Raw genomic sequence first — 24,400 nt, 5'->3', positions numbered from 1 at the left:
GACACACATGAGGCAGACAGCTTCATGTGGGTTTGCATTTCATTCACTACAAGGAGATTGGCATGGGTTTGTTCAGCTTTATCAAGGATGCAGGGGAAAAGCTCTTCGGTACCGGCGAGGCCAAGGCCGCCCAGGAAGCCGCAGCGGCCGCCCCCAGTCCTGAAGCCAACGCGCTTGCCAACACCAAGGCAGCCGAGGCCATCAGCCACTACATCGACACGCTCAAGCTGCTCACGCCCGAGATTGCCATCAGCTTCAACGGCGCGACCGCCACGGTGACGGTCAGTGGCACGACGCCAGACCAGGCAAGCAAGGAGCGCATCCTGCTGGCCGCAGGAAACGTTTCGGGCGTCGCCGAAGTCGAAGACAAGCTCACCGTGCTCAATCCCGAACCCGAGGGCCGCTTCCATACGGTGGTGCGCGGTGACACCCTGTCCGGCATCGCCAAGACCTACTACGGCAATGCAAACAAGTACATGGTGATCTTCGAGGCCAACAAGCCGATGCTCGGCCACCCCGACAAGATCTACCCGGGTCAGATGCTGCGCATTCCGCCGCAGGCCTGAGCGTTTCCACGGCCCGACGGCGCCACTCAGCAACCGTCGGGCCGCACACCGAAGCCCGCGCCCTCCCCTGCCGGGCTTGAATTGCTGCACCGCGGGCGCTACTGTCGACGACCGCCAATTTCTGCGCCCGCCTTCTGCGGAGCGAATACGACATGCCCCGCATTCAGATCGACCTCCCGGACACGCTGCCCTTTTCCTGCGAGATTCAGCTCTACCTGAGTCACATGAACTATGGCGGCCACCTCGACAACGCCCTGCTGCTCACCGTCGTCAGCGAAGCGCGGGTGCGTTACCTGAAGTCGATGGACTACACCGAACTGAGCGTCGAAGGGCTGGGCATCATCGTTGCCGACGCGGCGCTGCAGTACAAATCCGAAGCGTTCCATGGGGAAACGATGGTGGTGTCCATGGGCGCGGCCGATTTCAGCAAGTACGGCTGTGATCTGCAGTGGCGCATGACCGACCTTGCCTCGGGGCGGGAGGTTGCCCGCGGCAAGACCGGCATCGTGTTCTTCGACTACACCGCGCGCAGGATTTCCCCCGTACCTGACGGCTTCCGCCGCCGCTTCCCGTCGGACCAGACCTGACATGATCAGGGCTGAAGCGCTCGTCGCCGTCATTGGTGGCGGGCCGGCCGGACTGATGGCGGCCGAGGTGCTCGCCTCGCACGGCATCGCCGTCACCGTCTTCGATGCGATGCCGTCGGTGGGGCGCAAGTTTCTGCTGGCCGGACGCGGCGGACTCAACCTCACACACAGCGAAGACAGCACCCACTTTCTGTCGCGATACGGCGTGCGTTCGGCCGAACTGGCACCGATGATCGATGCCTTTGGCCCGAGTGCGCTTCGCGACTGGGCCGCCGCCCTCGGCGTCGACACCTTCGTCGGCAGCTCAGGGCGGGTGTTTCCCACGGAAATGAAGGCAGCCCCCCTGCTACGGGCCTGGCTGGCGAGACTGCGCACGAACGGAGTGAAGTTTGCCGTACGGCATCGCTGGCTCGGCTGGGGGCCGTCCCCGGACGCTTCAGCGCAGGTCTTGCGATTCGCCACACCGGACGGCGAGCGCAGCGTGTCAGCCAGCGCGGTCGTGCTCGCACTCGGGGGCGGAAGCTGGGCGAAGCTGGGCTCGGACGGCGCCTGGGTTGCCACCCTGCGCACACAAGGCATCGGCGTCGCCGACCTGCGCCCTGCCAACTGCGGATTCGATGTCTCCTGCGGCGACGGGCTCACTCCGGGCTGGAGCGCGCACTTCCTCGAACGCTTCGGCGGAGCGCCGGTGAAGTCGCTCGCGGCGCAGTGCACCGACCCGCAGGGGCGGACCCACTCCCACAGTGGCGAGTGCATGATCAGTGCAACCGGCATCGAAGGCGGGCTGATCTACGCCTTGTCTGCGCCGCTGCGCGACACGCTTGCCGCACAGGGCGAGGCCACGTTGCACCTCGACCTCGCACCCGGCCGCAGCCTGGCACGGCTGAGCACCGATCTGTCCCGCCCGCGCGGCAGCCGCTCGCTGGCCAGCCATCTGCAAGGGCAGGCGGGGATCAAGGGCGTCAAGGCCGGCCTGCTGCGCGAATGCCTGCCCGCCGCAGCCTTCGCCGACCCGGTTCGGCTCGCCGCCGGCATCAAGGCGCTGCCGCTGCGCCTCAGGGCAACCCGCCCCATCGATGAAGCCATCAGTACCGCGGGCGGCGTCCGCTTCGAGGACACGGCCGCTGGCCTGATGCTGAAAGCCATCCCCGGCGTGTTCTGCGCCGGCGAAATGCTCGACTGGGAGGCGCCCACCGGTGGTTATCTGCTGACAGCCTGCTTCGCCAGCGGCCGGGCGGCCGGCCAGGGCGTCGTCGACTGGCTCGTCGCCTGCAAGCAGTGAGGAAGGACGTGCACTGCGGGCATCACGTATTGCCGCAACACACGCAGTGAACACCCCGGCCTTTGCAGGCGCCAGCCACACCATCCGCAATGTCAGGCGTGATTTCCACGAGTGGCACCTTGGCCGGCCACGCTATCTCCTGTGGGCGCTCGATGTGGATACGGCGCCGGTGCGCCGGCGTGTGCTCGCCGCTCAGCACCACCTGAGCGGGCTTCTCCTTGACGACTACGCCCGTCAGCCGCACATCACGCTGAGCCTGTGCGGTTTCCCCAGCAACGCCCCCTGCCACGCGGACGACTTTGGCGCCGAAGCTCTGCACAGGCAAATCGCAGGGCTGCAACGCGTACGTCCCCGCCCTTTCGAAATCCGGATCGGGTCATTGAGCAGTTTCACCTCCGCGCCCTACCTTGAAGTCGACGACGCAGGCGCGCACATTGCCCGCCTGCGCACCGGCCTCGCAAGCGACGAGTTCGATCACCCCGACGGCAGCTATACCCCGCACGTAACGGTGGGCCTTTACGCAGGCGCCTGGCCCACCACGGATGTTCATGAACGGCTCTGCCGCTTCGCCGCATGCGCGCATCTCGATCTGCGCATCGAGCGCATCAGCCTGTTCGCATACCGGTCGGCCGACATCGGTGGCGCACTGACGCGCATCGCCGACTATGAATTCGAGCACGGCGCAATGCAGTGGCACGAGGCATCACCGTTTCAGGCCAAGGCAGTGCAGCAGCCCTAGGCCAGCCTAGGCCAAAGCGGGCTGGCGCAGGAAGGCGTTGAGACGCACATCCACCGTGACCGGGAGCGCTGTCAGTGCGGCAGCCTTTGCACGCCCTTCGGCGCTCGCGCGATACAGGTGCGGCGTCATCGCCAGCAGATCGCCGATCTGTTCGCTACCCGAGAGATCCAGCCGGTAGCGGACGGTCTCGGAGGACTGCCTGACAAAGCCTTCAGGCGTCGGCATTTCGCCCGAGCGCTCGGGTTTGAGCGTCGGATAGATGATCTCGCGCAATTCCCGCAGATGGTCCGGCCCCGAATCGACCTGCAGCAGCACGCCCGACGGCTTGAGCACACGTGCGAACTCCGGGTAGACCGGAAAACCGAACATGCACAGCACCCGGTCCAGCGTGCCCGAGAACACCGGAAGGTTGGCATTGCTGCCCACCACCCAGTTGGGCCGTTTGTCCTGCTTTGCGGCCGACAGCACCGCCCACTTGGAGATATCCAGCCCGAGCAGTTCCAGCGTCTGCCCTTCGCCGCATGCAGCCGCCAACTGGCGCAGGTAGTAACCTTCGCCACAGCCGGCATCAAGGCAGCTGAGCGCTGCCTTGGCCTCCACGCCCGCCAGCGCCATCCGCCCCACCGCTGCAGCGATGGGCTGATAGGGCCCGGCATTGAGAAAGCGTCGCCGCGCGGCCACCATCTCCTTGCTGTCGCCAGGATCGCGCGAGCGCTTCTGCTGTACCGGCAACAAGTGCGTATAGCCCTGGCTGGCAACGTCGAACGTGTGCCCGGCAGCGCAACGCCAGGCGGAACCGTTGCAGTGCAGACGCGCGCCGTCGAGCGGGCAGACCAAGGCCTGAAATGGGATGATCATGAGCAGAGGCGCCCTGCGCCCGAATGGTGAGACAGGGCGCAATTCTGCGGCAAACACCGCGCCCTGTCTTCATGACATGGTTCGTGACGCGGCGCACCGGGGTGCCACGAAACCTGCTCCGCGCCATCGATTCCGGCCCGCCACCCCTGCCCTTACCAGTTCGACTCGCGCTCCGCCGTCGCAGTGATGCGGTGGATCGCGAGGTCAGCCCCCATGTATTCGTCTTCCTGATCCAGGCGCAACCCGAGCGTGAGCTTGAGCACGCCGTACACCAGAACGCCCCCGCCGACGGCAACCGCAATGGCGAATACCGTCATCACCAACTGCGACATGAAAGACACGCCACCGAGCCCTCCGAGCGCCGTGCTGCCAAAAATGCCCGCGGCGAGCCCGCCCCAGGTGCCGCACAAACCATGAAGCGGCCACACACCGAGCACGTCGTCGATCTTCCAGCGGTTCTGGGTGAGCGTGAACATCACGACGAACAGGGCGCCGGCCACCCCACCGACCACCAGCGCACCAAGCGGGTGCATGAGATCGGAGCCTGCGCAGACCGCAACCAGTCCTGCCAGCGGCCCGTTGTGCACGAAACCAGGGTCATTCCTGCCCAGCACCAGTGCAGCCAGCGTGCCGCCGACCATCGCCATCAGTGAATTGATCGCGACCAAGCCAGTGATCTTCTCCAGCGTCTGTGCAGACATCACGTTGAAGCCGAACCAGCCCACGATCAGAATCCAGGCACCCAGCGCCAGAAAAGGGATGGACGACGGCGGATGCGCAGAGATGGCGCCAGTACGGGAGTAGCGGCCATGACGCGCGCCCAGCAGCAGAACCGCCGGAAGCGCGATCCACCCACCCATCGCGTGCACTACGACCGAGCCAGCGAAGTCGTGAAACTCCGCACCGAACGTCGCGGAGAGCCACGCCTGCACACCGTACGCCTGGTTCCACGCAACACCTTCGAAGAAGGGGTAGATGAAACCGACGATCAGGAAGGTGGCCGCGAGCTGAGGATAGAACTTCGCGCGCTCCGCGATACCGCCAGAGATGATCGCGGGAATCGCTGCGGCAAAGGTCAGCAGAAAGAAGAAACGGGTAAGCTCGAATCCGCTTTTCTCCAGCAGGGTTTCGGCGCCGGTAAAGAAATGGACTCCGTATGCGATGCCATAGCCAATCAGGAAATAGGCCAGGGTCGATACGGCAAAGTCAGTCAGGATTTTTACCAGGGCGTTGACCTGATTCTTCTTGCGCACCGTGCCCACCTCAAGAAAGGCAAACCCTGCATGCATCGCCAACACCATGATGGCGCCCAGCAGGATGAACAGGACATCGCTGCTTGATTTGAAAGCTTCCATGATCCCTCCGAACGGAATTGCGGATCGAAAGCAAGCACCGTTCCAGTGCAGCACCTCCAGACACGGCGGTGCATGCGCCCCAAAACAGGAACATGCACTGCACCTTAATCGTGCATTCCGCACCCAGACGGCCCGATTACGGTGCATCCGCAACAGCAAATCTCCCGCGGGGGTGCGCCACCGAGAGTCGATGCGTAAAATGCCGCTTTGCCCTGCGCCTCCAGCCATGACCGCCTCCCGCCGCCCCACCGAACTGCTTGCGCCTGCGGGCTCCCTCGACATGATGCGTACCGCCTTCGCCTATGGCGCCGATGCGGTGTATGCCGGCCAGCCGCGCTACTCGCTGCGGGTGCGCAACAACAGCTTCGACAAGCTCGACGCACTCGCGGCCGGCATTGATGAAGCGCACGCAGCGGGCAAGGGCTTCTACCTGGTCGCCAACATCTATCCGCACAACGCCAAGGTTCGCACCTTCGAACGCGACATCGCGCCCGTGATCGACATGAAGCCGGACGCGCTGATCATGGCCGACCCCGGCCTGATGATGATGGTGCGCGAGCGCTGGCCGGACATGGCAATCCACCTTTCGGTACAGGCCAATACGACCAACTACGCGAGCGTGCGTTTCTGGCAGTCGATGGGGGTGAAGCGCATCATCCTGTCACGCGAACTGTCGCTGGACGAAGTCGCCGAGATTCGCGATGCCTGCCCCGACATGGAACTCGAAGTCTTTGTGCACGGCGCGCTGTGCATCGCCTACTCCGGCCGCTGCCTGCTGTCGGGCTATTTCAACCATCGCGACCCCAACCAGGGCAGCTGCACCAACTCCTGCCGCTGGGACTACAAGGTGCACGCGGGCACCGAGACCGCAAGCGGTGACATTCAGACCTGCAACAACGCCCCTGCACTGGGCAATCCGCGTGATTTCGGCACCGTGGGCACGGCACTCGGCGGCGGACCGCGGCACGCCGAGGCAAACCGGACATGGCTGCTGGAAGAGGGCTCCCGCCCGGGCGAGCTGATGCCGATCGAAGAAGACGAGCACGGCACTTACATCATGAACTCGCGCGACCTGCGCGCCATCGAGCATGTACAGCGACTGGTGGACATCGGCGTCGACTCGCTCAAGATCGAAGGCCGCACCAAGAGCCCCTACTACGTTGCGCGCACCAGTCAGGGCTACCGACGCGCGATTGACGACGCGATTGCCGGGCGCCCCTTCGACCTGAAGCTGCTCGGAGAACTCGAAGGCCTCGCCAACCGCGGCTACACGGACGGCTTCTATCAGCGCCACCACACACCCGAACACCAGAACTACCTGCGGGGTCATTCGGAATCGGGACGCAGCCTGCTGGTTGGCGAAGTGGTCGGTTTCGATAGCGCGCGCGGGCTGGCCGAGGTCGAGGTGAAAAACCGCTTCGGCGTCGGCGATACGCTGGAATTCGTGCAGCCCGACGGCAACTTCACCGCCACCTGCACGCACATGGAAGATGCCGTTGGCGGTGCACTCGACATGGTGCCGGGCAGTGGACGTCGCATCCGGCTCGCGCTGCCAGCCGGCGCCAATCCGGCCCAGCCCTGCTTCGTCGCGCGTTTCGTCTGACGCCTACGTCCTGGGCGACCGGGCGCGGCGGGGCTTGGCGTCCGGCGCCGAACTGCCCCCGAGGCTACCCAGCGGCCGCGCCTGATTCCAGGCCACCATGCCACCGAGCAACAGAAAACCGCCGAGCAGCGCAATCGCGACAAAGGGCAAGGCCATCGCAAGCAGCGTCCAGTTGAGCGAGCGTACAAGCACGACCTTGCCCGGATCGGCCGGATCGATCCAGGCCGTGACCGACTGACCGATATCCATCTCCCGCAACACCGCCGCCAGGGTCCTGTGGTATCCCACCCCCTGATGGAGGTCATAGCGGGATCCGACGAAGCCCTCGGCGTCCACCGTATAGCGGTAGCGAACTTTCAGCGACGGCAGCGGCCTGTTGCGCAGCAGGTCTGCCGGCTCGATTGACACGAACTCGAGCGTGGCGGGCACCGGCGTCCATTGCCGTGTCTGCATGGCCTCGTAAAGCGGCTGCACCCCGAACGAGATCGCGCCGAAGATACCGGCCACCAGCAAGGCGACGCCGAACAGGGGAAAGATGAGCCTGATCCCGCCTTCGACAAGATACAACTTAAGTGAGGTTCGAGACATGTAGGCGCGAGCCGTAAGAGATTCCGTATTCTATTGCCCAACGCACCATACTGAAAATGGCATATGAAGCCCGCAGCCATGCAATGCCGACACAATGCTCGACAAGCTGCAAACGGAGAGCGAGAATTTCCCGACACAGCGCCCAAGCCCCTGACCCACCGGTCGCCAGCGCGCCTGCCCACCTGCACCAGCATTCACATCCGGGGCAGGCATCCCGACCACAACCACACAGCCCACGATGCCCTGCACTCAGAACACAAGCACTGCACCAGCACTCGATATCGTCGAGCTGGACCTCACTCAGGCCCACCACGCCCAAGCCTTCATCGAGTTGCTCGATCACTATGCGCGCGATCCGATGGGTGGCGGCAAGCCGCTGGCTGAACCAGTTCGGGCCACACTCGCCGAGCGCCTGCTGCAGCGCAACGACTTCGTCGCTTTTGTCGCCTTCAGCGGCAACACGCCATGCGGCCTGATCAACTGTTTCGAGGGCTTCTCGACCTTTACCGCGGCGCCGCTGCTGAACGTCCACGACCTGGTCGTACATGCGGACTTTCGCCGCCGCGGTATCGGCCAGGCCCTGCTCGGCGCGGCAGAGACCGCGGCCCGCAATCGCGGCTGCTGCAAGCTCACGCTGGAAGTGCTGTCGAACAATCACACGGCGCTTGCCAGCTACGAGCGCGCAGGCTTTCGTCCCTACGTCCTCGACCCTGCAGCCGGACATGCCCAGTTGCTGCAGAAGTGGCTTGCCCCTGAGCGCTCGTCGCCTTAGTTCGCCCCCGATCCTTCGCTGCAGTGCAACCTGCCTTGCGCTATAATGCAAGGCTTTGTTTTATCTGAAAAACAGGATTTACTGTGCTCGTCGCCGCCAATATCACCATGCAGTTCGGGGCCAAGCCCCTGTTCGAGAACGTCTCCGTCAAATTCGGCGACGGCAACCGTTACGGCCTGATCGGCGCCAACGGCGCGGGCAAGTCGACTTTCATGAAGATCCTTTGCGGTGCGCTTGAGCCATCAGCCGGCAACGTATCGAAGGATCCGCACGAACGCATGGCCTATCTGCGCCAGGACCAGTTCGGCTATGAAGACCTGCGTGTTCTCGACGTGGTGCTGATGGGGCACGAGCAGATGTGGGCGTGCATGGCCGAGAAGGATGCCATCTACGCCAATCCAGAGGCCACCGAAGACGACTACATGCGCGCCGCCGAACTCGAAGGCAAGTTCGGCGAGTACGACGGCTACACTGCCGAGGCGCGTGCGGGCGAACTGCTGCTTGGTGTCGGCATCGGCACCGAACTGCACAACGGCCCGATGAAGAACGTCGCGCCGGGCTGGAAACTGCGCGTGCTGCTGTGTCAGGCCCTGTTCGCCAATCCCGAGATCCTGCTGCTCGACGAACCGACCAACAACCTCGACATCAACACCATCCGCTGGCTCGAAGACGTGCTCAACAATCGTGACTGCACGATGGTGATCATCTCCCACGACCGCCACTTCCTGAACCAGGTCTGTACCCACATGGCCGACCTGGACTACGGCACCATCACCGTCTACGCCGGCAACTACGACGACTACATGGAAGCGGCGACCATTGCCCGCGAGCGTCAGTCCGCAGCCAACTCCCGTGCCAAGGACAAGATTTCCGAACTGCAGCAGTTCGTGCGCCGTTTCTCGGCCAACAAGTCCAAGGCCAAGCAGGCCACCAGCCGCCTCAAGCTGATCGACAAGCTCAAGCCGGAAGACGTCAAGCCTTCGTCACGCCAGTACCCGTGGATTCGCTTCGACTACGACGAGAAGGACAAGCTGCACCGCCTCGCCTGCGAGGTCGACAACATCAGCTTCGCCTACGACGGCATGGACAAGCCGCTGATCAACCGCTTCTCGCTGGCGATCGACGCCGGCGACAAGGTGGCGATCATCGGTGAGAACGGCGTCGGCAAGACCACGCTGATGAAGCTGCTGATCGGTGAACTCACCCCGCAGAAGGGCGCGGTGAAATGGGCCGAGAAGGCCAAGCCGGGCTACTACGCGCAGGATCACTCGTCCGACTTCGCCAAGGACATCAACCTGACCGACTGGATTGCCGACTACGCCCGCATCACCGCAGACGCCGTCGGCGGCGATGTCGAAACCCTGATCCGCGGCACGCTCGGCCGTCTGCTGTTCTCCGGCGACGAGGTCAAGAAATCGGTCAAGGTCATTTCCGGTGGCGAGCAGGGGCGGATGCTGTTCGGAAAGCTGATGCTGTCGCGCCCCAACGTGCTGCTGATGGACGAGCCGACCAACCACCTCGACATGGAATCGATCGAGTCGCTCAACACCGGCCTGGACAAGTTCCCCGGCACCCTGGTGTTCATCTCGCACGACCGTGAGTTCGTCTCGTCGCTGGCCACCCGCATCATCGAGATCAAGCTCGACGGCAGCATCATCGACTACCGCGGCACCTACGAAGAGTACCTGTCCAGCCAGGGCGTGGAGTAATCACCCGGGCCCTCGCCCCTCAGTCCGCCGCCTTCCTGCCCCGCCCCCAGCTTGCACGCAGGCTGGCGGCAGGCATGGGCTTGTCATATAGGTAGCCCTGCCCGATATCGCAGCCCTCTGCGCGCAGAAACGCAGCCTGAGCCTGGGTTTCAACGCCTTCGGCAACCGCGCTGAGACCAAGGCTGCGTGCCAGCGCTATCACTGCCCGAATGATGGCCTCGCCGTTCGTGTCGTGACCGATATCACTCACGAACGACTGATCGACCTTCAGCCGGTTGAGTGGCAGTCGTCTGAGATAGGCCAGGCTTGAATAGCCGGTTCCGAAGTCGTCAATCGCCAGCGCGACGCCCAGCGCACGCAGCCCATCGAGGACGTCCAGTGCGCGCTCGGGCTCGCGCATGATCATCGACTCGGTTACCTCGAGCTCGAGACGTTCGGCGGCGAGTCCGTTACGCTGCAGCGCGCCAGCAGTGATCTCTACGATCTGGTCGCGGTCGATCTGACGCGCCGACAGGTTGACCGCAACCAGCGGCACCTCGAATCCCTCTGCAGCCCAGGCCACCATCTGCCGGCAGGCCTCATTCAGGACCCACTCGCCGATCTCGCCAATGATGCCCATCTCCTCGGCAAGCGGAATGAACCTGTCCGGCGGGACCAGCCCCAGCTCGGGGTGTTGCCAGCGCACCAGCGCTTCTGCCCCGGCCAGGCTGCCATCCGCAAAATCAATCTGCGGCTGGTAGTGCAGGACCAGCTCCTTGCGCGCCACTGCCCCGCGCAAGGCGCTCTCCATGACCAGGCGCTCAAGCGTTCCGGTTGTCAGATCCTGCGAGAAGAACTGGTACGTGTTGCGGCCCTGCGACTTGGCCTCGTACATCGCCAGGTCGGCATGCTTCAGCAGCGTGTCGGCGTCGTCCCCGTCATCCGGGTAGCGAGCGATGCCGATGCTTGCGGTCACCGTCAGCGCATGCCCGCCGACCGTGCGCGGGGTGGAGAAGATGTCGAGCATCTTGCGCGCGACGGTCGTCACCTGCCGCACGTCGGTTTCGTCCTCCATCAGCAACACGAACTCGTCTCCGCCCAGACGCGCGAGCGTGTCACTGGCCCGGATCAGACGGCTGATACAGTTCCCGACATCGATCAGCAACTCATCGCCGACCGTATGGCCCAGCGTGTCATTCACGCTCTTGAACCGGTCGAGGTCGAAGAACAGCAGGGCGAGCGTGCCCCTCTCGCGCCGCGCCCGCATGAGCGCATGCTCGAGCCGGTCGCGCAGCAGAATGCGGTTGGGCAGACGGGTAAGCGAATCGTGATAGGCGAGAAAATCAATCTTCTCCTGCGCCACCTTCAGAGTGGAGATATCGCTGAACACAGCCACATAGTGCGTAATCTGCTCGTCGCTGCCGCGCACCACGCTGATGGTCAGCCACTGCGGGTAGATCTCGCCGCTCTTGCGCCGGTTCCATAACTCCCCGCGCCATTGCCCGGTAGCGTTCAAGCTGCGCCAGATTTCGCGATAGAACGCCGACTCGTGCCTGCCAGACTTGAGAATGCGCGGATTGCCACCCACGACCTCATCCTTGCGATAGCCGGTAATCGTTTCGAACGCGGGATTCACCGTCAGGATGCAGCCCTTTGGATCCGTCACCAGAACGCCTTCGACCGTGCTGTTGAAGACACGGTCAGCCAGACGAAGCTCTTCGTCGGCGCGGCGACGATCGGAGATGTCGCGCGCAAAACCCACCGTACCGAGCAGCTCGCCGTTCCGGTCGACGACCGGCGCCTTGTAGGTTTCAATCCAGCGCCGCTCTCCGCGGTTCGTGATCTGCTCTTCGACCGACAGGCTCTTGCCCGTCGTCATCACCACGTGATCATCACGGACATACTGCCGCGCGAGCTCTGCCGGCCACAGGTCGGCATCGGTCTTGCCCTTGACCCCTTTCTGATCCGGCTCACCGCATGCTTCGGCAACCTGCCGATTGACCGCGAGGAAACGCCCATCGCGATCCTTGAGCCAGACCATGAAGGGAAAGTTGTCAATCAGCGCCTGCTGGTAGTGCAGTTGCTGCTCCAGACTCGTGTTGAGCTCCAGAATTCTTTCATCGGCCCGCCGCTGATCCTCCAGAACGCTCAGCAACACCTGTCGCGCCTGCTCGGCATCGAGCAGCATCTGCGTCATTTCGTCCTTGGCCTGCCGCACTGCATGCTCGGCTTCAAGACGCAAGGTAATGTCGAGGCATACGCCGGCCACCGCCGGACGCCCTCCGAATTCAGCCCGGCTGCCATGCACCTCCACCTGAAATTCAGTGCCATCGCGGCGCAGGGCGGAAAAAACGTAGTGTGAGTCGCGCACCTCGCCAGACATCCGCTGCGCGACCTTGCTGCGTACAAGCCCGCGATCGCGCTCGGTGATCAGCGCCGCCATCTCGACACCATCAATCACGTCTGCCGGCGAAGCGAAGCCGAACATCGCGGCAAAGGCCTGGTTGACGTAGCGGAAACGTCCGTCCTGAATGACATAGATCGCGACGAGCGACTGCTCCACCACCGACCGATACAGGACGTCCATATCGGCCGTCCTCACTTTGGCTCACTTCCGTATCGCGGAGGCTCACCGAGGCGAAGCAGCAAGGCATTGACCTCATCCTTCAACTCGAGAACCCGCGACTCCCGCCCAAGCGTGACCGCATACCAGCGCCGCATCTCCTCGACACTTGCGGCAAGCCGCGACGATTCACGGTGGCGCTCGAGGGCGATCGACAGCAACTGGCTGATGCTGTCGAACTGCTGGCGTTCGTGCTCGGCCGCTTCACGCGGCGTGCGGTAATAAGCCGCAAAAGTGCCCAGCACACGGCCATCGGTGGCAAGCAGCGGCACCGACCAGCACGCACGCAGACCGTGAGCAAGCGCAATCTCTGCGTAGTCCACCCACAAGGGGCTGTGCTCGATATCGCTGACGAATACGGATTGCGCGGTAAAGGCGGCGGTCCCGCAGGAGCCAGCCGCTGGACCGATGTGCGCACCATTGATGGCTTCGCAATACGCTTCCGGCAAACTCGGGCCCACCCGGGTGAGCAGATGCGTCCCTTCTTCGTCCATCAACAGGATGGAGCACAGCATGTCCGGGTTTTGCTGTTCGAGCAGTGTCGTCACGTACAGCAATGTGTCACTCAGCGCTTCCCCGCGCGCAACGCGCTCCAGCGTGCTGTTCGATAGCTCAAGCATGCGCTGCGACCGCGCGCTCGCGGTTACGTCGCTCCACACCGTGGACACGCAGTGGCGCCCGCGCAACGCCAAGGCGCGCGCACTCACCCGTACGTCACGCAACTCGCCGCTGCGATTCCGGTACTGCGTGGTAAACACGCCCTCCCCCTGGGCGATGACCTGCCGGATATGCGTCACAAGCTGCGCCTGATCGAGGGCCGCCCCAAAATCGCTCAGATTGAGCTTGTCGAACACATCGCGGCCATAGCCGAAATTGCGATGCGCCGCTTCGTTGAACTCGAGCACGGCACCGCTATCGGCATCGAACAGCAATATCGAATCCAAAGCCTGATTGACGATGGCCCCATAGACCTCCTCACGCTCGGCGAGCCGCTCCTGGGCCTGATGCAGCGCAGTCACGTCACGTGCAACGCCCAGCACACCAAGCAGTTCCCCATCGGCGCCGAACATCGGCATCTTGACCGTTTCCAGCAGCTCACGGTGGCCATCAGCGAAGTCGATCCAGTCACTGTGGCCCGCGGGCTGACCGCTCCGCATCACGGCGCAATCCTCGGCACGGATGGATTCGGCCAGTTCGGGGCGGAGCAGGTCGTAGTCGCACTTGCCGAGCACCTCTGCTTCAGGGAGCCCGAAAACCGATGCGACGCGGGCATTGCAGGCAAGGAACACCCCTTCCCTGTCCTTGAGGAAGACGAGGTCGGATGCACCCGCCAGCGGAGTCGCAAGACGTAATGCGTTGATGGGATCACCTTCGGGTGGCGCAGTTGTGTTCATGACGATTCAGGTGCCTTTCGGAGGCCATTCGGGACATCCCGGCCGCTCACCCGAATTCGCCATAAGGCTCATTGGTGACGGCAGCCAATTATGACGCAATCCGCTCCGGCGTTCGTGCTCCCCGTCACGGCTGGCACTGCCCGGCCTCGAACCCTGCTCAACAAGTCTTGACGACAATGTCGTGCAGCGTGTTCGCACAATGCGCCATGCGGTCCGCCGCGTTCGAAAGGTGGCGGTAGATTTCACGCCGTTTGAACATGTTCAGGTAGTCCTCTCCCTGAAATAGTTCCGCAAGCGCCTTGCGGTAGAGCTTTTCAACCTTGCGCTCAGCCTTGCGCCCGACGTCGGCGCACTCCGCACTCAGTGCAGGCTGTTTTGCCAGCACCGAGAAGCCCGTCGCCAGCGCTTTCACCCCCTGCTCCAGAGCCCGCGCCATCTCCGTCGTGTACGGGTCTGGCCCGACGCCAAGCACGTCCATCTCGTTGACGGTGCTCTTGCAGTAATTCACCACCTCGTCGAGATCCATGATCGCGCGGTGAATGTCCTCGCGGTCGAACGGCGTGGAAAACGCCTCGTTCAGGGTATGCAGGTTGTGAATCTTGAGGCGGTCGGCAGCATGCTCATCGGCCTTGATCTGCTTGGCGATCGCGGGGGTCGCCTGCTCCATGAACTGCACCAGCAGGGTGACGGTATGCACCACCTGAAGCGCCTGTTCGGTGAGCAGCCGATGAAAGTCCGGCGCCTTTGGAAAGATGCGGTCGAGCACCCGAAAAACGATGGAGCGTGTCGGTTCTGTCATGTCCTGACCTCAATCAAGCAAGGGGCGCAACAGCAGCAGCACGATGGCACCGGCCGCCGCCGAGGCCGGAATCGTGATCACCCAGGTCGCGACGATCTCGCCCGCCTTGCCCCAGCGCACACTGCGCGGACGTTCGGATGCGCCGATCCCCATGATCGAACTGGCAACGACATGGCTTGTGGAGACCGGCGCCCCCACGAGCGAGGCGGAGAGGATGACCGTGGCCGAGGTGAGTTGCGAATCGAGTGCATGCAGCGGACGCACCTTGTACACCGCAAACCCGAGCGTGCGCACGATGCGCCAGCCCCCCGTCAGCACGCCCGCCGTCATCGCGATGGCGCACACGAGCATGACCCAGAGCGGCACGTCGAAGCTCGGAATGAAACCGCCGAGCAAAAGGACCAGCGTGAGAATGCCCATGCTCTTCTGGGCATCGTTCGCCCCGTGTGCGAACGCCAGTCCGGCGGTGGTGACATACTGGGACAGCCGCAGATGGCGGTTGAGGGTCGGTCGTGCCGCGCGGAACAGCAGGGACAGAAAACGGTGTATCAGGTAGCCGACGAGAAAACCAAGCAGTGGAGACAGGACAAGCGCCAGCAGGACCTTGGTCACCCCCGAAAGATGGCCGTCAGCCAGCGCCGAAAATCCCCACACCACGTGATCGACACCCGCCGAGCTCACAACCGCGCCAACAAGACCGCCAACCAGCGCATGGGATGAAGAGGACGGGATGCCTTTCCACCAGGTCAGCAGATTCCACCCAATGGCGCCGATCGACCCGGCCAGCAAGATCCCCAGAGACAGCATCACCGGCACGCCCGCAAGATCAACGAAACCGCCAATCGTGTTGGCCACTGCCGTCCCCCCGAGCAGGGGTCCGAGAAACTCGAACACTGCGACCACCAATACGGCCTGCGCCGGGCTCATCGCACGCGAGGCAATGACGGTGGCGACGACGTTTGCAGCATCATGAAAGCCATTCGTGTAATCGAACAGCAGGACGGTCGCAACGGCGCACACGGTAATCACGAGGACAAGGTCCACCGGCACACACTCCGCGGCAAAATGGCATCTGTGCCTGATGATAAGCGGATGCAGGGTACAAAGCATGCCGCACTGCGCAACATCCGGGCCGACCCGGCGCCGATCAGCCGCGGCGCATATGGCATCTATCTCAACCGCAACCCCAAACTGCCTGTCATTCTCGAGGCGCTGGACGTTGCGAATGCCGGCACGCGGATCTCGGTCGACGGCTTCGGCACCGCGAACGAAATTCCCGAAGACGCGTCGCAGGGCCACGAGCCGTCGTCTCGGATAGAATATGGGCCGGTCAACCGGATTTCGCCATGATCGGTATCTTTCTCATCACCCATGCCACGCTGGGCGAATCGCTCATTCAGTGCGCCTGCCATGTGCTCAACAAGCGCCCTGCCAATATCATTCAGCTCGGCGTGTCCGCGCAGGACGATCCGCTCGACCTGTTGCCGACCGCGCGGCAGATGGTCTCGTGGGCGGACAGCGGTCGTGGGGTGGTCATTCTGACCGACATCTACGGCGCAACACCGTCCAATATCGCGACCAAGCTCCTGCAACCCGGTCTGGTCGAGGGCGTCGCGGGCGTGAATCTGCCCATGTTGCTGCGTGTACTGACATACCGTGAGAAAGACATGTCCACGCTGATACAGCGCGCCATATCGGGCGGCTGTGACGGGGTGATGCACATGAAGTAAAGCAGCAAGTTCGGGCCTCACATTACAAACCAGAAACCGGAAGTCGAGCGAGACGCAAGATGCCCAAAGCGGACGTGGAAATCATCAACAAACTTGGCCTGCATGCACGTGCTTCGGCCAAACTGACCCAACTGGCAAGCGGCTTCGGCGCCGAGGTCTGGCTGGAGCGAAACGGCCGCAGGGTCAATGCAAAAAGCATCATGGGTGTCATGATGCTCGCCGCCGCGCGCGGCGCCACGATCAGCGTCGAAACCGCCGGGGTCGACGCCGAGAACGCTCTCGAACAGATCAAGGCACTGATTGCCGACCGCTTCGGCGAAGAGGAATAGACGATGGCGTTTACGCTGCACGGACTGCCCGTCTCGCAAGGTATCGCCATCGGCCAGGTGCACCTCGTGTCTCACGCACTGCTCGAGGTGAACCACTACCACGTGCCGCCAAAACACCTTGCCGACGAACTGACGCGGCTCGACGATGCGCTTGCCACCGTGCAGGGCGAACTCATCGGACTCAAGGCCTCGGCCAGTTCGGGGACCAGTCACAACGAAGTCGGCGCTTTCGTCGATCTGCAGCTGATGATGCTGTCCGACCCGATGCTGATCGATGCCGCTCGCAAGCTCATAGAGTCGCGACGCTGCAACACCGAATGGGCGCTGGTCCAGCAGATGGAACTGGTCGTCGAGCAGTTCCGCCAGATCGAGGACCCCTATCTGCGCGAGCGCCAGGCCGACGTCGTGCAGGTGGTCGAACGCCTGGTGAAGGTCCTGCTCGGCCACCCGGGCCACCTGCCACCCAAACGCCGCGACGGACTGGGCACCGTGGTCGTGGCACACGACTTGTCTCCAGCCGACACCATCGGCTTTCGCGACCACAACATCTCGGGATTCGTCACCGACGTGGGCGGGCCAACCAGCCATACCGCGATTGTTGCCCGCAGCCTGTCAATTCCCGCCGTCGTCGGCCTGCACCATATCCGCGACCTCGTGGAAGACGGTGAGCTCATCATCGTCGACGGCACCCGCGGCGTCGCCATTGTCGATCCTGACGAAACGGTCGTGCAGGAATACCGCCTGCGCCGCTCCGAGCTCGAACTGGAAAAATCCAAGCTCAACCGGCTCAAGGACACGCGCGCCACGACACTCGACGGCGAGAACGTCAATCTGCTTGCCAACATCGAAGGCCCGAAGGACCTGCCCCAGGTGAAGGCGGTCGGCTCTGACGGCGTCGGCCTGTATCGAACAGAGTTTCTCTTCATCGGTCGAGATACCCTGCCCGACGAAGACGAGCAGTACGAAGCCTATCGCGCCGTGCTCAAGGCCATGCCAAGCAAGCCGGTGACCATCCGCACCTTCGACGTCGGCGCCGACAAGGCGCTCAATGGCAACCAGGGCCGCAACGAGCCCAACCCGGCGCTGGGCCTGCGAGCGGTGCGCTACTCCCTGGCCGAACCGAAGATGTTCATGACCCAGCTGCGTGCGCTGCTGCGTGCATCTGCGCACGGCAGACTGCAGATCATGGTGCCGATGCTGGCGCATGCGCACGAGATCGACCAGTGCCTGACCCTGATCGAAAAGGCCAAGACCGAACTGCGTGCGGAAAAGGTCAAGTTCAACGAAGCGGTGCCCGTCGGCGGCATGATCGAAGTGCCTGCTGCTGCGCTGTCGCTAGGCATGTTCATCCGCCGCCTGTCGTTTCTCTCGATCGGTACCAACGACCTCATCCAGTACACACTCGCCATCGACCGCTCGGACGAGTCCGTCGTTCATCTTTACGACCCCCTGCATCCGGCAGTGCTCAAGCTCATCAGCGGCACCATACAGGCCGGTGTTCGCTTCGGTGTGCCGGTTTCGGTGTGCGGCGAGATGGCGGGCGACCCCGCCTATACCGAACTGCTGCTCGGCATGGGACTGCGCAATTTCTCGATGCACCCGGCCCATATCCTCGGGGTCAAACAGCAAGTGCTGCGCGCCGATGTGGGCGAACTCGCACCGCGAGTGCAGCGCATTCTCAAGATGGACGAGCCGGCACGCGTGCGCGAAGCCGTGGAGCGGCTCGGAAGCTAGGCGACGGGTCGGAAGTCCGGCCCCGACACATGGACCGGAACCTGCCTTGAAGCACATGCTCCGCGCAAACGCATACGCTTTCATCAGCATGATTGCGCGCGCTGACGCCCGCCATTAGAATGGCGGCCTGTCCAGTGAAGCCCTTCCGGCTTTCCTCAGAGCGGGCGTCGTATAACGGCATTACCTGAGCTTCCCAAGCTCATGACGAGGGTTCGACTCCCTTCGCCCGCTCCAGCCATCATATCGAACACCAGCTGAAAAGGCCGGCCTCCCAGGCGGGCCTTTTTGCATTCCACGCCGGTCTTCACCCACACCACCGTCACACGCTGCGAATGTGATGCGCCAGCCCATATCTAGATCAACGAATATATATTTCGCTTTTTTTCGATATATACTTCGATAAAATTCGATATTAACCCAGCCCCGCCGACAGGCGCCCAGACATGAACATCGACGTCATCATCAAGGCACTCGCGCACCCTGTACGGCGCGAGATTCTGCAGTGGCTGAAGGAGCCCGAAAAGCACTTCTCCGAGCAAGCGCATCCGCTCGAAGTCGGTGTATGTGCGGGCATGTTCGAGCGCTGCGGATTGTCGCAATCCACGGTATCCACCCACCTCGCCACCCTGCAGAACGCTGGTCTGGTCAGTACGCGGCGCATCGGCCAGTGGGTGTTCTACAAACGCAACGAAGAAACGATCAGCACCTTCCTGCGCCAGATCAGCGACGAGCTCTAGGGCTTCGCCTGCTCCCAGGCCCCTGTGGCACAGCACTGAACGCGCGCCCGATCATCAGCACCAGGCTCCAGAAACGCCCTTCACTACAGGACACACACCTCCCATGCCTACCCTGTTCGACCCATTTACCGCCGGCGACATCGCGCTTTCCAACCGTATCGTCATGGCCCCGCTGACCCGCAACCGCTCACCCGGCGCGGTGCCTGGCGAGATGACGGCCACCTACTACGCACAACGTGCCAGCGCCGGCCTGATCATCACCGAGGCCACAGCCATTACGCAGCAGGGTCAGGGCTATGCCGACGTGCCCGGCCTGTATGCCCCCGAACAGCTGGCTGGCTGGCGTCGCGTCACCGAGGCTGTCCATGGCGCAGGCGGAAAAATCGTGGTGCAGATGTGGCACGTCGGGCGCATTTCCCACGCCTCGCTGCAACCCGCGGGCGGTGCGCCGGTGGCTCCCTCGGCCATTACCGCCAAGGCCAAGACCTATATCGTGAATGCAGACGGCAGCGGCGAGTTCGTCGCCACCTCTCAACCACGGGCGCTGGCGCTGGACGAGCTGCCTGGGATCGTTGAAGACTACCGGCGCGCGGCTCGTGCCGCGATCGATGCCGGATTCGACGGCGTCGAGGTGCATGCGGCGAACGGCTATCTCATCGATCAGTTCCTGCGTTCCGGCAGCAACCACCGCACCGACGCCTACGGCGGCAGCATCGAGAACCGCGCACGCCTGCTGGTCGAAGTCATGGAAGCGATCACCGCCGAAATCGGCGCGGGCCGAACGGCCATCCGCATCTCGCCGGTCACGCCCGCCAACGACGCATCGGATCCCGATCCGCAGCCGCTGTTCGACTACGTGGTGCGACAGCTCGCGAGATGGCCGCTGTCCTACATTCACGTGATCGAGGGCGCCACCGGTGGCGCGCGTGATTTCCAGCAAGGCGACACGCCCTTCGACTACGCGGCCCTGCGCGCCGCTTATGCCGAGGCTGGCGGCGCTGGCGCGTGGATGGTGAATAACGGTTACGACGGCACGCTGGCAGAAACCGTCGTGGCCGATGGCCGCGCCGATCTGGTCGCCTTCGGCAAGCCCTTCATCGCCAACCCCGACCTTGTGCGCCGCCTGCGCGAAAACGCGCCGCTCAACGCGCCGGACACAAAGACCTTCTATGGCGGTGGGGAGAAAGGTTACCTGGACTATCCGACGCTGCCCTGATCCCTGCCGCAGCGCGCACGGCGGACACCTCCGGAATAATCAGCGGAGGCCGTCCGCACGGGCGAACAGACGCCCGACCGCCTCCGGGTTGGACGGGAAGTACAGGTGCACGTACGAGGCGGTCAGCCGCGCACGACGGTAGATCGCCTCGCCCTCGCGCCCGTCCGGCGTGTGCGCTTGAACCAAGGGCTGCAACGGGGTTTCGCTCTTCGAATAGTGGAAGGTATGCCCGGCAAGCCTGCCCTCGGGCAAGTCGGCAATCTGCAAGCCGAGTGCGGCAAGGCGCTTCTGCATCACGGCGCGCCCCGGCAGCAACCCACCGAAGACATGCGCCTCCCCCGCCTTGTCGACCACGGTCTCGAACAGACTCATCATGCCACCGCACTCGGCCAGCACCGGACGGCCAGCATCAACATGTGCGTGCAGCGCCTGCCAGAACCCGCGATTGGCCGCGAGGCGCTCGCCATGCAGTTCCGGGTATCCACCCGGCAGCCACACAGCATCGCAGGCAGGCAGCCCGTCGCCCGCGAGCGGAGAAAAGAAGGCGAGCTCGGCACCCAGCGCGCGCAAGCTATCCAGGTTTGCCGGATAGATGAAGCCGTAAGCCGCATCGCGCGCGACCGCGACCGTATGCCCGGCAAGGACCGGCGCCACGGGGACTGCGGGCGCAGCGGTGAAGGCAACGGCAGGCGGCAGGTCCGCCGCGCCGGTCTGCGCCAGGCTGTCGGCCAGACGGTCCAGTCGCGCATCGAGATCCTCGATCTCCGCCGCCTGCATCAGCCCGAGATGGCGCTCGGGCAGGGCCGCATCGGCATCGCGCATGAGCGCGCCGAACCAGCGCATGCCATCGGGCAAGGACGCCTCAAGCATTCCAGCGTGGCGCGGGCTGCCGACATGGTTGGCGAGTACGCCGGCAAACGGCAGCCCTGCGCGGTAGGTCGCCAGCCCATGCGCCAGCGCGCCAAAGGTCTGCGCCATCGCACGGGCATCGATCACTGCCATGACGGGCAGACCGAAGCGACAGGCAATGTCCGCACCCGAGGGCGAGCCGTCGTACAGGCCCATGACGCCCTCGACCAGGATCAGGTCGGCCTCGCCCGCCGCGTCGTACAAACGCCGTGCGATGTCGTCCTCGCCGCACATGCCGAGATCGACGTTGTACACAGCCGCAGCGCTGGCCACGGCATGAATCTGCGGATCCAGGAAATCCGGCCCCGACTTGAACACCCGCACCTTGCGCCCAAGACGGCTGTGCATGCGCGCAAGCGCCGCGGTGACGGTGGTCTTGCCCTGACCGGAAGCCGGGGCGGCGATGAAGAGCGCCGGACAATGGCGCGGCGTGCGGGTTTCGGTCATGTCGATGGACGCCACGAATCGGCGTCGAAAAAGGCTGAACAACATGCGCGCCGGCGTGGGCCGGGCGCTAGCGCTGGTCGTCGGGCGTTGCGGGATGCACCACCGCACAGCCTGCGTGCGGCGGATGGGGGGTGTCGACAGCGTTCTGCGGCGCGAACCATGCCAAGCGCGGGTAGAGCCCGACCACCCCGCCGACCACGGTCAGCGCCGGTGGGCGGATGCCCGCCGCCTGTGCGCGCTCGGTCAGCGTCGCGAGGTCGGCCGTTACCACGCGCTGGGCATCGGTCGTGCCGCGCTCGATCACCCCGGCCGGCGTGTCCGCTTGCAGGCCATGGGCGATGAGTTGCTCACAGATCTCGGCCAGGCGCGAAATGCCCATGTAGATCACCAGCGTCTGCCCCGGGCGCGCAAGCATCGGCCAGTCCAGATCGAGCGCGCCATTCTTGAGAAAACCCGTGGTGAAGATCACCGATTGCGCATGATCGCGGTGGGTCAGCGGAATGCCTGCGTACGCTGCAATACCCGCTGCAGCCGTGACGCCCGGCACCACTTCGACGGTAATGCCGGCCTCGACCAGCACCTCCATCTCTTCACCGCCGCGCCCGAAGATGAAGGGGTCACCGCCCTTCAGCCGCACCACCCGCTTTCCCGCCTGGGCCAGCGTCACCAGCAAGCGGTTGATTTCGTCCTGCGGCAGGGTGTGATCGGCAGCCTTCTTGCCGACATAGATGCGCTCTGCGGCCGCAGGCGCCAGGGCGACGATTGCGGGACTGACAAGGTTGTCGAAGACCACCACATCGGCGCCCCCGACCAGGCGCGCACCGCGCAGCGTCAGCAGTTCCGGGTCACCGGGACCGGCTCCGACCAGATACACATGACCGGGCTGGGCACCCGCTCTCGCGCCAGGCATGACGGGCACACTCATCTCACCACTCCATGCCGGCCATCGCCTTGATGCCGGCCGCAAACGCATGCTTGACCACGGTCATGTCGGTCACCGTGTCGGCGACCGCCACCAGTTCAGGCGGCGCTGCACGGCCGGTCACCACCACGTGCTGATCGACCGGCCGGGCCATGAGGTCGGCCACCACGCTCTCCACTTCAAGATAGCCGTACTTCAGCGCGATGTTGAGCTCATCGAGCACGACAAGTCCAGTCCCCGGGTCGCGCAGAAAGCTGCGAGCCTGCTCCCAGGCGGCGTGTGCCGCTGCCACGTCGCGGGCGCGATCCTGCGTTTCCCAGGTGAAGCCCTCGCCCATCACATGCCAGCTCACGCCGGGCTGGCGGCGGTAGAAGGCCTCCTCGCCGGTGTCCGACCTGCCCTTGATGAACTGCACCACCCCGACTTTCTGTCCATGGCCGAGCGCACGCGCAACCAGCCCGAATCCGGCACTGGATTTGCCTTTGCCGTTGCCGGTATTGACCAGCAACACCCCGCGCTCGATCTGTGCTGCGGCGATGTGGCTGTCGACCACTTCCTTCTTGCGCGCCATGCGTGCGTTGTGGCGCGCGTCCTTGTCCTGATTCTCGCTCATCGTGTTCTCTCTCGTTCAGGGGTTCGTTGGCGTGACGGGCTGCAATACGCCCGTGGCGTTTCCAACTGCAGAACTGCCTCTGGCGGGCAGTGTGGGAACAGGGTTTTCATCGCATCAGTCGGGCACAAAGGTAATCCGCCCATCGAGCTCGAAGCGCCGCAGCGGATGCCCGAAGGCATGACTCAGGCAATCGGCCTGCAGCACGGTGTCGCGGTCGCCGGCGATCACGCCCCCCTGACCATCGAGCAGGATGATGTGATCGGCAAAGCGGGCGGCAAGGTTGATGTCGTGCAAGACCATGACCACCCCTCGCCCCTGGTCAGCGAGCTGGCGGAACAGGGACAGCACTGCGATCTGGTAACGCAGGTCGAGGTGGTTGAGCGGCTCGTCGAGCAGGAACAGCGTCGGCGCCTGCGCCAGCAGCGCGGCCACCGCAACGCGCTGACGCTCGCCGCCCGACAGGGTAAGGATGTCGCGCTGCTCGAAGCCGGTCAGCCCGACATCGGCTAGCGCAGCACGGGCGATGCGTTCGTCGTCCGTGCCTTCCCACCCCCAGCGCCCGAGGTGCGGGTGACGGCCAATGAGCACGGACTCCAGGACGGACGCGGCAAAGTGGTCGGGCTGCTGCTGCGGCAGCACGCCACGGAACCGCGCCGCATCGAGCGTGGACCACTCCGAGTACGGCGCGCCGCCGAGACGCACCGTGCCCACGCTGGGCGCGCGCAGTCCGGCCAGTGTATGCAGCAGCGTGGTCTTGCCCGCGCCATTGGGTCCGAGCAGCACCAGGCATTCGCCCATCGCCAGCTTGAGGCTGAACTCGCAACACAGCCAGCGTTCGCCTGCCTGCAGCGCGAGCCGGTCGGCCTCGAGCAAGGGTGAAGCGGAAGCGGATGCGCCCGAAGTTTTCAT

Annotated in this window: 24 protein-coding genes and 1 tRNA gene; 14 read left to right on the top strand and 11 right to left on the bottom strand. The window is 64.1% G+C overall.

Going from position 1 to position 24,400, the window contains the following annotated elements; all coding sequences use genetic code 11:
- The first annotated feature begins 62 nt into the window (after window positions 1-62).
- The 4 genes from lysM (at window position 63) to CEW83_RS18005 (ending at window position 3,174) form a co-directional block, all read left to right on the top strand.
- Window positions 63-566 (top strand): peptidoglycan-binding protein LysM, encoded by a 504-nt coding sequence (gene lysM / locus CEW83_RS18020; RefSeq protein WP_108951511.1) that lies wholly within the window; start codon window positions 63-65, stop codon window positions 564-566.
- 152 nt (window positions 567-718) lie between these two features.
- Window positions 719-1,153: an acyl-CoA thioesterase gene (locus CEW83_RS18015; RefSeq protein WP_108950584.1), complete on the top strand. Its 435-nt coding sequence runs from the start codon at window positions 719-721 to the stop codon at window positions 1,151-1,153.
- Between the two features lies 1 nt (window position 1,154).
- Window positions 1,155-2,435, top strand: coding sequence for a TIGR03862 family flavoprotein (locus CEW83_RS18010; protein WP_108950583.1), 1,281 nt, complete (start codon window positions 1,155-1,157; stop codon window positions 2,433-2,435).
- Window positions 2,436-2,481: 46 nt separating this feature from the next.
- Entirely contained in the window at window positions 2,482-3,174 is a 693-nt protein-coding gene (locus CEW83_RS18005) for a 2'-5' RNA ligase family protein (protein ID WP_159099495.1), read from the top strand.
- 6 nt (window positions 3,175-3,180) lie between these two features.
- On the opposite strand, the gene CEW83_RS18000 is transcribed toward CEW83_RS18005, so the two are convergent.
- Window positions 3,181-4,032 (bottom strand): putative RNA methyltransferase, encoded by an 852-nt coding sequence (locus tag CEW83_RS18000; RefSeq protein ID WP_108950581.1) that lies wholly within the window; start codon window positions 4,030-4,032, stop codon window positions 3,181-3,183.
- Window positions 4,033-4,184: 152 nt separating this feature from the next.
- Window positions 4,185-5,387 carry an ammonium transporter gene (locus CEW83_RS17995; RefSeq protein WP_108950580.1) on the bottom strand — a complete coding sequence of 401 codons (1,203 nt, stop codon included), beginning with the start codon at window positions 5,385-5,387 and terminating at the stop codon, window positions 4,185-4,187.
- A 226-nt stretch (window positions 5,388-5,613) separates the two neighbouring features.
- Between CEW83_RS17995 and yegQ the strand changes: the two genes are divergently transcribed.
- Window positions 5,614-6,990, top strand: coding sequence for a tRNA 5-hydroxyuridine modification protein YegQ (gene yegQ, locus CEW83_RS17990; RefSeq protein WP_108950579.1), 1,377 nt, complete (start codon window positions 5,614-5,616; stop codon window positions 6,988-6,990).
- A 3-nt stretch (window positions 6,991-6,993) separates the two neighbouring features.
- Here yegQ and CEW83_RS17985 read toward each other — a convergent pair whose 3' ends face one another.
- Window positions 6,994-7,578: a DUF3592 domain-containing protein gene (locus CEW83_RS17985; RefSeq protein ID WP_108950578.1), complete on the bottom strand. Its 585-nt coding sequence runs from the start codon at window positions 7,576-7,578 to the stop codon at window positions 6,994-6,996.
- Between the two features lie 238 nt (window positions 7,579-7,816).
- On the opposite strand from CEW83_RS17985, the gene CEW83_RS17980 reads away from it, so the two are divergent.
- Together CEW83_RS17980 and CEW83_RS17975 are read left to right on the top strand one after the other, a co-directional pair.
- Window positions 7,817-8,350, top strand: a complete 534-nt coding sequence (locus tag CEW83_RS17980) for a GNAT family N-acetyltransferase (protein ID WP_108950577.1) — start codon at window positions 7,817-7,819, stop codon at window positions 8,348-8,350.
- An 83-nt stretch (window positions 8,351-8,433) separates the two neighbouring features.
- Window positions 8,434-10,059, top strand: a complete 1,626-nt coding sequence (locus tag CEW83_RS17975; RefSeq protein ID WP_108950576.1) for an ABC-F family ATPase — start codon at window positions 8,434-8,436, stop codon at window positions 10,057-10,059.
- A gap of 19 nt (window positions 10,060-10,078) precedes the next feature.
- On the opposite strand, the gene CEW83_RS17970 is transcribed toward CEW83_RS17975, so the two are convergent.
- From CEW83_RS17970 to CEW83_RS17955, 4 genes are all read right to left on the bottom strand, one after another.
- On the bottom strand, window positions 10,079-12,625 hold the full coding sequence (locus tag CEW83_RS17970) for an EAL and GGDEF domain-containing protein (RefSeq protein ID WP_108950575.1): 2,547 nt from the start codon (window positions 12,623-12,625) through the stop codon (window positions 10,079-10,081).
- Between the two features lie 11 nt (window positions 12,626-12,636).
- A complete protein-coding gene (locus tag CEW83_RS17965) occupies window positions 12,637-14,055 on the bottom strand; it encodes a PAS domain S-box protein (protein WP_108950574.1) in 1,419 nt (472 codons plus the stop codon).
- A gap of 157 nt (window positions 14,056-14,212) precedes the next feature.
- Window positions 14,213-14,854 (bottom strand): DUF47 domain-containing protein, encoded by a 642-nt coding sequence (locus CEW83_RS17960; RefSeq protein WP_108950573.1) that lies wholly within the window; start codon window positions 14,852-14,854, stop codon window positions 14,213-14,215.
- Window positions 14,855-14,863: 9 nt separating this feature from the next.
- Window positions 14,864-15,898 carry an inorganic phosphate transporter gene (locus CEW83_RS17955; RefSeq protein ID WP_234418894.1) on the bottom strand — a complete coding sequence of 345 codons (1,035 nt, stop codon included), beginning with the start codon at window positions 15,896-15,898 and terminating at the stop codon, window positions 14,864-14,866.
- A gap of 48 nt (window positions 15,899-15,946) precedes the next feature.
- On the opposite strand from CEW83_RS17955, the gene CEW83_RS21140 reads away from it, so the two are divergent.
- The 7 genes from CEW83_RS21140 to CEW83_RS17925 all read left to right on the top strand — a co-directional run bounded on the left by CEW83_RS21140 (window position 15,947) and on the right by CEW83_RS17925 (window position 20,600).
- Window positions 15,947-16,204: a hypothetical protein gene (locus CEW83_RS21140; protein WP_159099494.1), complete on the top strand. Its 258-nt coding sequence runs from the start codon at window positions 15,947-15,949 to the stop codon at window positions 16,202-16,204.
- Window positions 16,201-16,584 carry a PTS sugar transporter subunit IIA gene (locus CEW83_RS17950; protein WP_108950572.1) on the top strand — a complete coding sequence of 128 codons (384 nt, stop codon included), beginning with the start codon at window positions 16,201-16,203 and terminating at the stop codon, window positions 16,582-16,584. The genes CEW83_RS21140 and CEW83_RS17950 overlap by 4 nt, the downstream gene beginning before the upstream one ends.
- A gap of 59 nt (window positions 16,585-16,643) precedes the next feature.
- Entirely contained in the window at window positions 16,644-16,913 is a 270-nt protein-coding gene (locus CEW83_RS17945; RefSeq protein ID WP_108950571.1) for an HPr family phosphocarrier protein, read from the top strand.
- Window positions 16,914-16,916: 3 nt separating this feature from the next.
- The gene (ptsP, locus tag CEW83_RS17940) at window positions 16,917-18,647 is read left to right on the top strand and encodes a phosphoenolpyruvate--protein phosphotransferase (protein WP_108950570.1); all 1,731 of its coding nucleotides are present in this window, start codon (window positions 16,917-16,919) and stop codon (window positions 18,645-18,647) included.
- Between the two features lie 160 nt (window positions 18,648-18,807).
- Window positions 18,808-18,881, top strand: a tRNA-Gly gene (locus tag CEW83_RS17935).
- A gap of 209 nt (window positions 18,882-19,090) precedes the next feature.
- Window positions 19,091-19,384 (top strand): ArsR/SmtB family transcription factor, encoded by a 294-nt coding sequence (locus CEW83_RS17930; protein WP_108950569.1) that lies wholly within the window; start codon window positions 19,091-19,093, stop codon window positions 19,382-19,384.
- Between the two features lie 103 nt (window positions 19,385-19,487).
- Window positions 19,488-20,600: an alkene reductase gene (locus CEW83_RS17925; RefSeq protein WP_108950568.1), complete on the top strand. Its 1,113-nt coding sequence runs from the start codon at window positions 19,488-19,490 to the stop codon at window positions 20,598-20,600.
- A gap of 39 nt (window positions 20,601-20,639) precedes the next feature.
- On the opposite strand, the gene CEW83_RS17920 is transcribed toward CEW83_RS17925, so the two are convergent.
- From CEW83_RS17920 to CEW83_RS17905, 4 genes are all read right to left on the bottom strand, one after another.
- Window positions 20,640-21,956 carry a cobyrinate a,c-diamide synthase gene (locus CEW83_RS17920; protein ID WP_108950567.1) on the bottom strand — a complete coding sequence of 439 codons (1,317 nt, stop codon included), beginning with the start codon at window positions 21,954-21,956 and terminating at the stop codon, window positions 20,640-20,642.
- 67 nt (window positions 21,957-22,023) lie between these two features.
- Window positions 22,024-22,881, bottom strand: a complete 858-nt coding sequence (gene cobA, locus CEW83_RS17915; protein WP_108950566.1) for a uroporphyrinogen-III C-methyltransferase — start codon at window positions 22,879-22,881, stop codon at window positions 22,024-22,026.
- Between the two features lies 1 nt (window position 22,882).
- Window positions 22,883-23,491 carry a cob(I)yrinic acid a,c-diamide adenosyltransferase gene (gene cobO / locus CEW83_RS17910; protein WP_108950565.1) on the bottom strand — a complete coding sequence of 203 codons (609 nt, stop codon included), beginning with the start codon at window positions 23,489-23,491 and terminating at the stop codon, window positions 22,883-22,885.
- 114 nt (window positions 23,492-23,605) lie between these two features.
- A complete protein-coding gene (locus CEW83_RS17905) occupies window positions 23,606-24,400 on the bottom strand; it encodes an ABC transporter ATP-binding protein (protein WP_108950564.1) in 795 nt (264 codons plus the stop codon).

This window comes from Parazoarcus communis, from assembly GCF_003111645.1.
Taxonomy (GTDB): Bacteria; Pseudomonadota; Gammaproteobacteria; order Burkholderiales; family Rhodocyclaceae; genus Parazoarcus; species Parazoarcus communis_A.
This window is presented reverse-complemented; position numbering and strand designations above follow the sequence as displayed.

Coding starts and splice junctions, on each gene's coding strand:
- CEW83_RS18010 (WP_108950583.1), top strand. CDS start 1,155: ATGATCAGGGCTGAAGCGCTCGTCGCCGTCATTGGTGGCGGGCCGGCC.
- CEW83_RS17925 (WP_108950568.1), top strand. CDS start 19,488: ATGCCTACCCTGTTCGACCCATTTACCGCCGGCGACATCGCGCTTTCC.
- cobA (WP_108950566.1), bottom strand. CDS start 22,881: ATGAGTGTGCCCGTCATGCCTGGCGCGAGAGCGGGTGCCCAGCCCGGT.
- CEW83_RS17945 (WP_108950571.1), top strand. CDS start 16,644: ATGCCCAAAGCGGACGTGGAAATCATCAACAAACTTGGCCTGCATGCA.
- ptsP (WP_108950570.1), top strand. CDS start 16,917: ATGGCGTTTACGCTGCACGGACTGCCCGTCTCGCAAGGTATCGCCATC.
- yegQ (WP_108950579.1), top strand. CDS start 5,614: ATGACCGCCTCCCGCCGCCCCACCGAACTGCTTGCGCCTGCGGGCTCC.
- CEW83_RS17965 (WP_108950574.1), bottom strand. CDS start 14,055: ATGAACACAACTGCGCCACCCGAAGGTGATCCCATCAACGCATTACGT.
- CEW83_RS17995 (WP_108950580.1), bottom strand. CDS start 5,387: ATGGAAGCTTTCAAATCAAGCAGCGATGTCCTGTTCATCCTGCTGGGC.
- CEW83_RS18000 (WP_108950581.1), bottom strand. CDS start 4,032: ATGATCATCCCATTTCAGGCCTTGGTCTGCCCGCTCGACGGCGCGCGT.
- CEW83_RS17970 (WP_108950575.1), bottom strand. CDS start 12,625: ATGGACGTCCTGTATCGGTCGGTGGTGGAGCAGTCGCTCGTCGCGATC.
- cobO (WP_108950565.1), bottom strand. CDS start 23,491: ATGAGCGAGAATCAGGACAAGGACGCGCGCCACAACGCACGCATGGCG.
- CEW83_RS18015 (WP_108950584.1), top strand. CDS start 719: ATGCCCCGCATTCAGATCGACCTCCCGGACACGCTGCCCTTTTCCTGC.
- CEW83_RS17920 (WP_108950567.1), bottom strand. CDS start 21,956: ATGACCGAAACCCGCACGCCGCGCCATTGTCCGGCGCTCTTCATCGCC.
- CEW83_RS17950 (WP_108950572.1), top strand. CDS start 16,201: ATGATCGGTATCTTTCTCATCACCCATGCCACGCTGGGCGAATCGCTC.
- CEW83_RS21140 (WP_159099494.1), top strand. CDS start 15,947: ATGCAGGGTACAAAGCATGCCGCACTGCGCAACATCCGGGCCGACCCG.
- CEW83_RS17960 (WP_108950573.1), bottom strand. CDS start 14,854: ATGACAGAACCGACACGCTCCATCGTTTTTCGGGTGCTCGACCGCATC.
- lysM (WP_108951511.1), top strand. CDS start 63: ATGGGTTTGTTCAGCTTTATCAAGGATGCAGGGGAAAAGCTCTTCGGT.
- CEW83_RS17980 (WP_108950577.1), top strand. CDS start 7,817: ATGCCCTGCACTCAGAACACAAGCACTGCACCAGCACTCGATATCGTC.
- CEW83_RS17930 (WP_108950569.1), top strand. CDS start 19,091: ATGAACATCGACGTCATCATCAAGGCACTCGCGCACCCTGTACGGCGC.
- CEW83_RS17985 (WP_108950578.1), bottom strand. CDS start 7,578: ATGTCTCGAACCTCACTTAAGTTGTATCTTGTCGAAGGCGGGATCAGG.
- CEW83_RS17905 (WP_108950564.1), bottom strand. CDS start 24,400: ATGAAAACTTCGGGCGCATCCGCTTCCGCTTCACCCTTGCTCGAGGCC.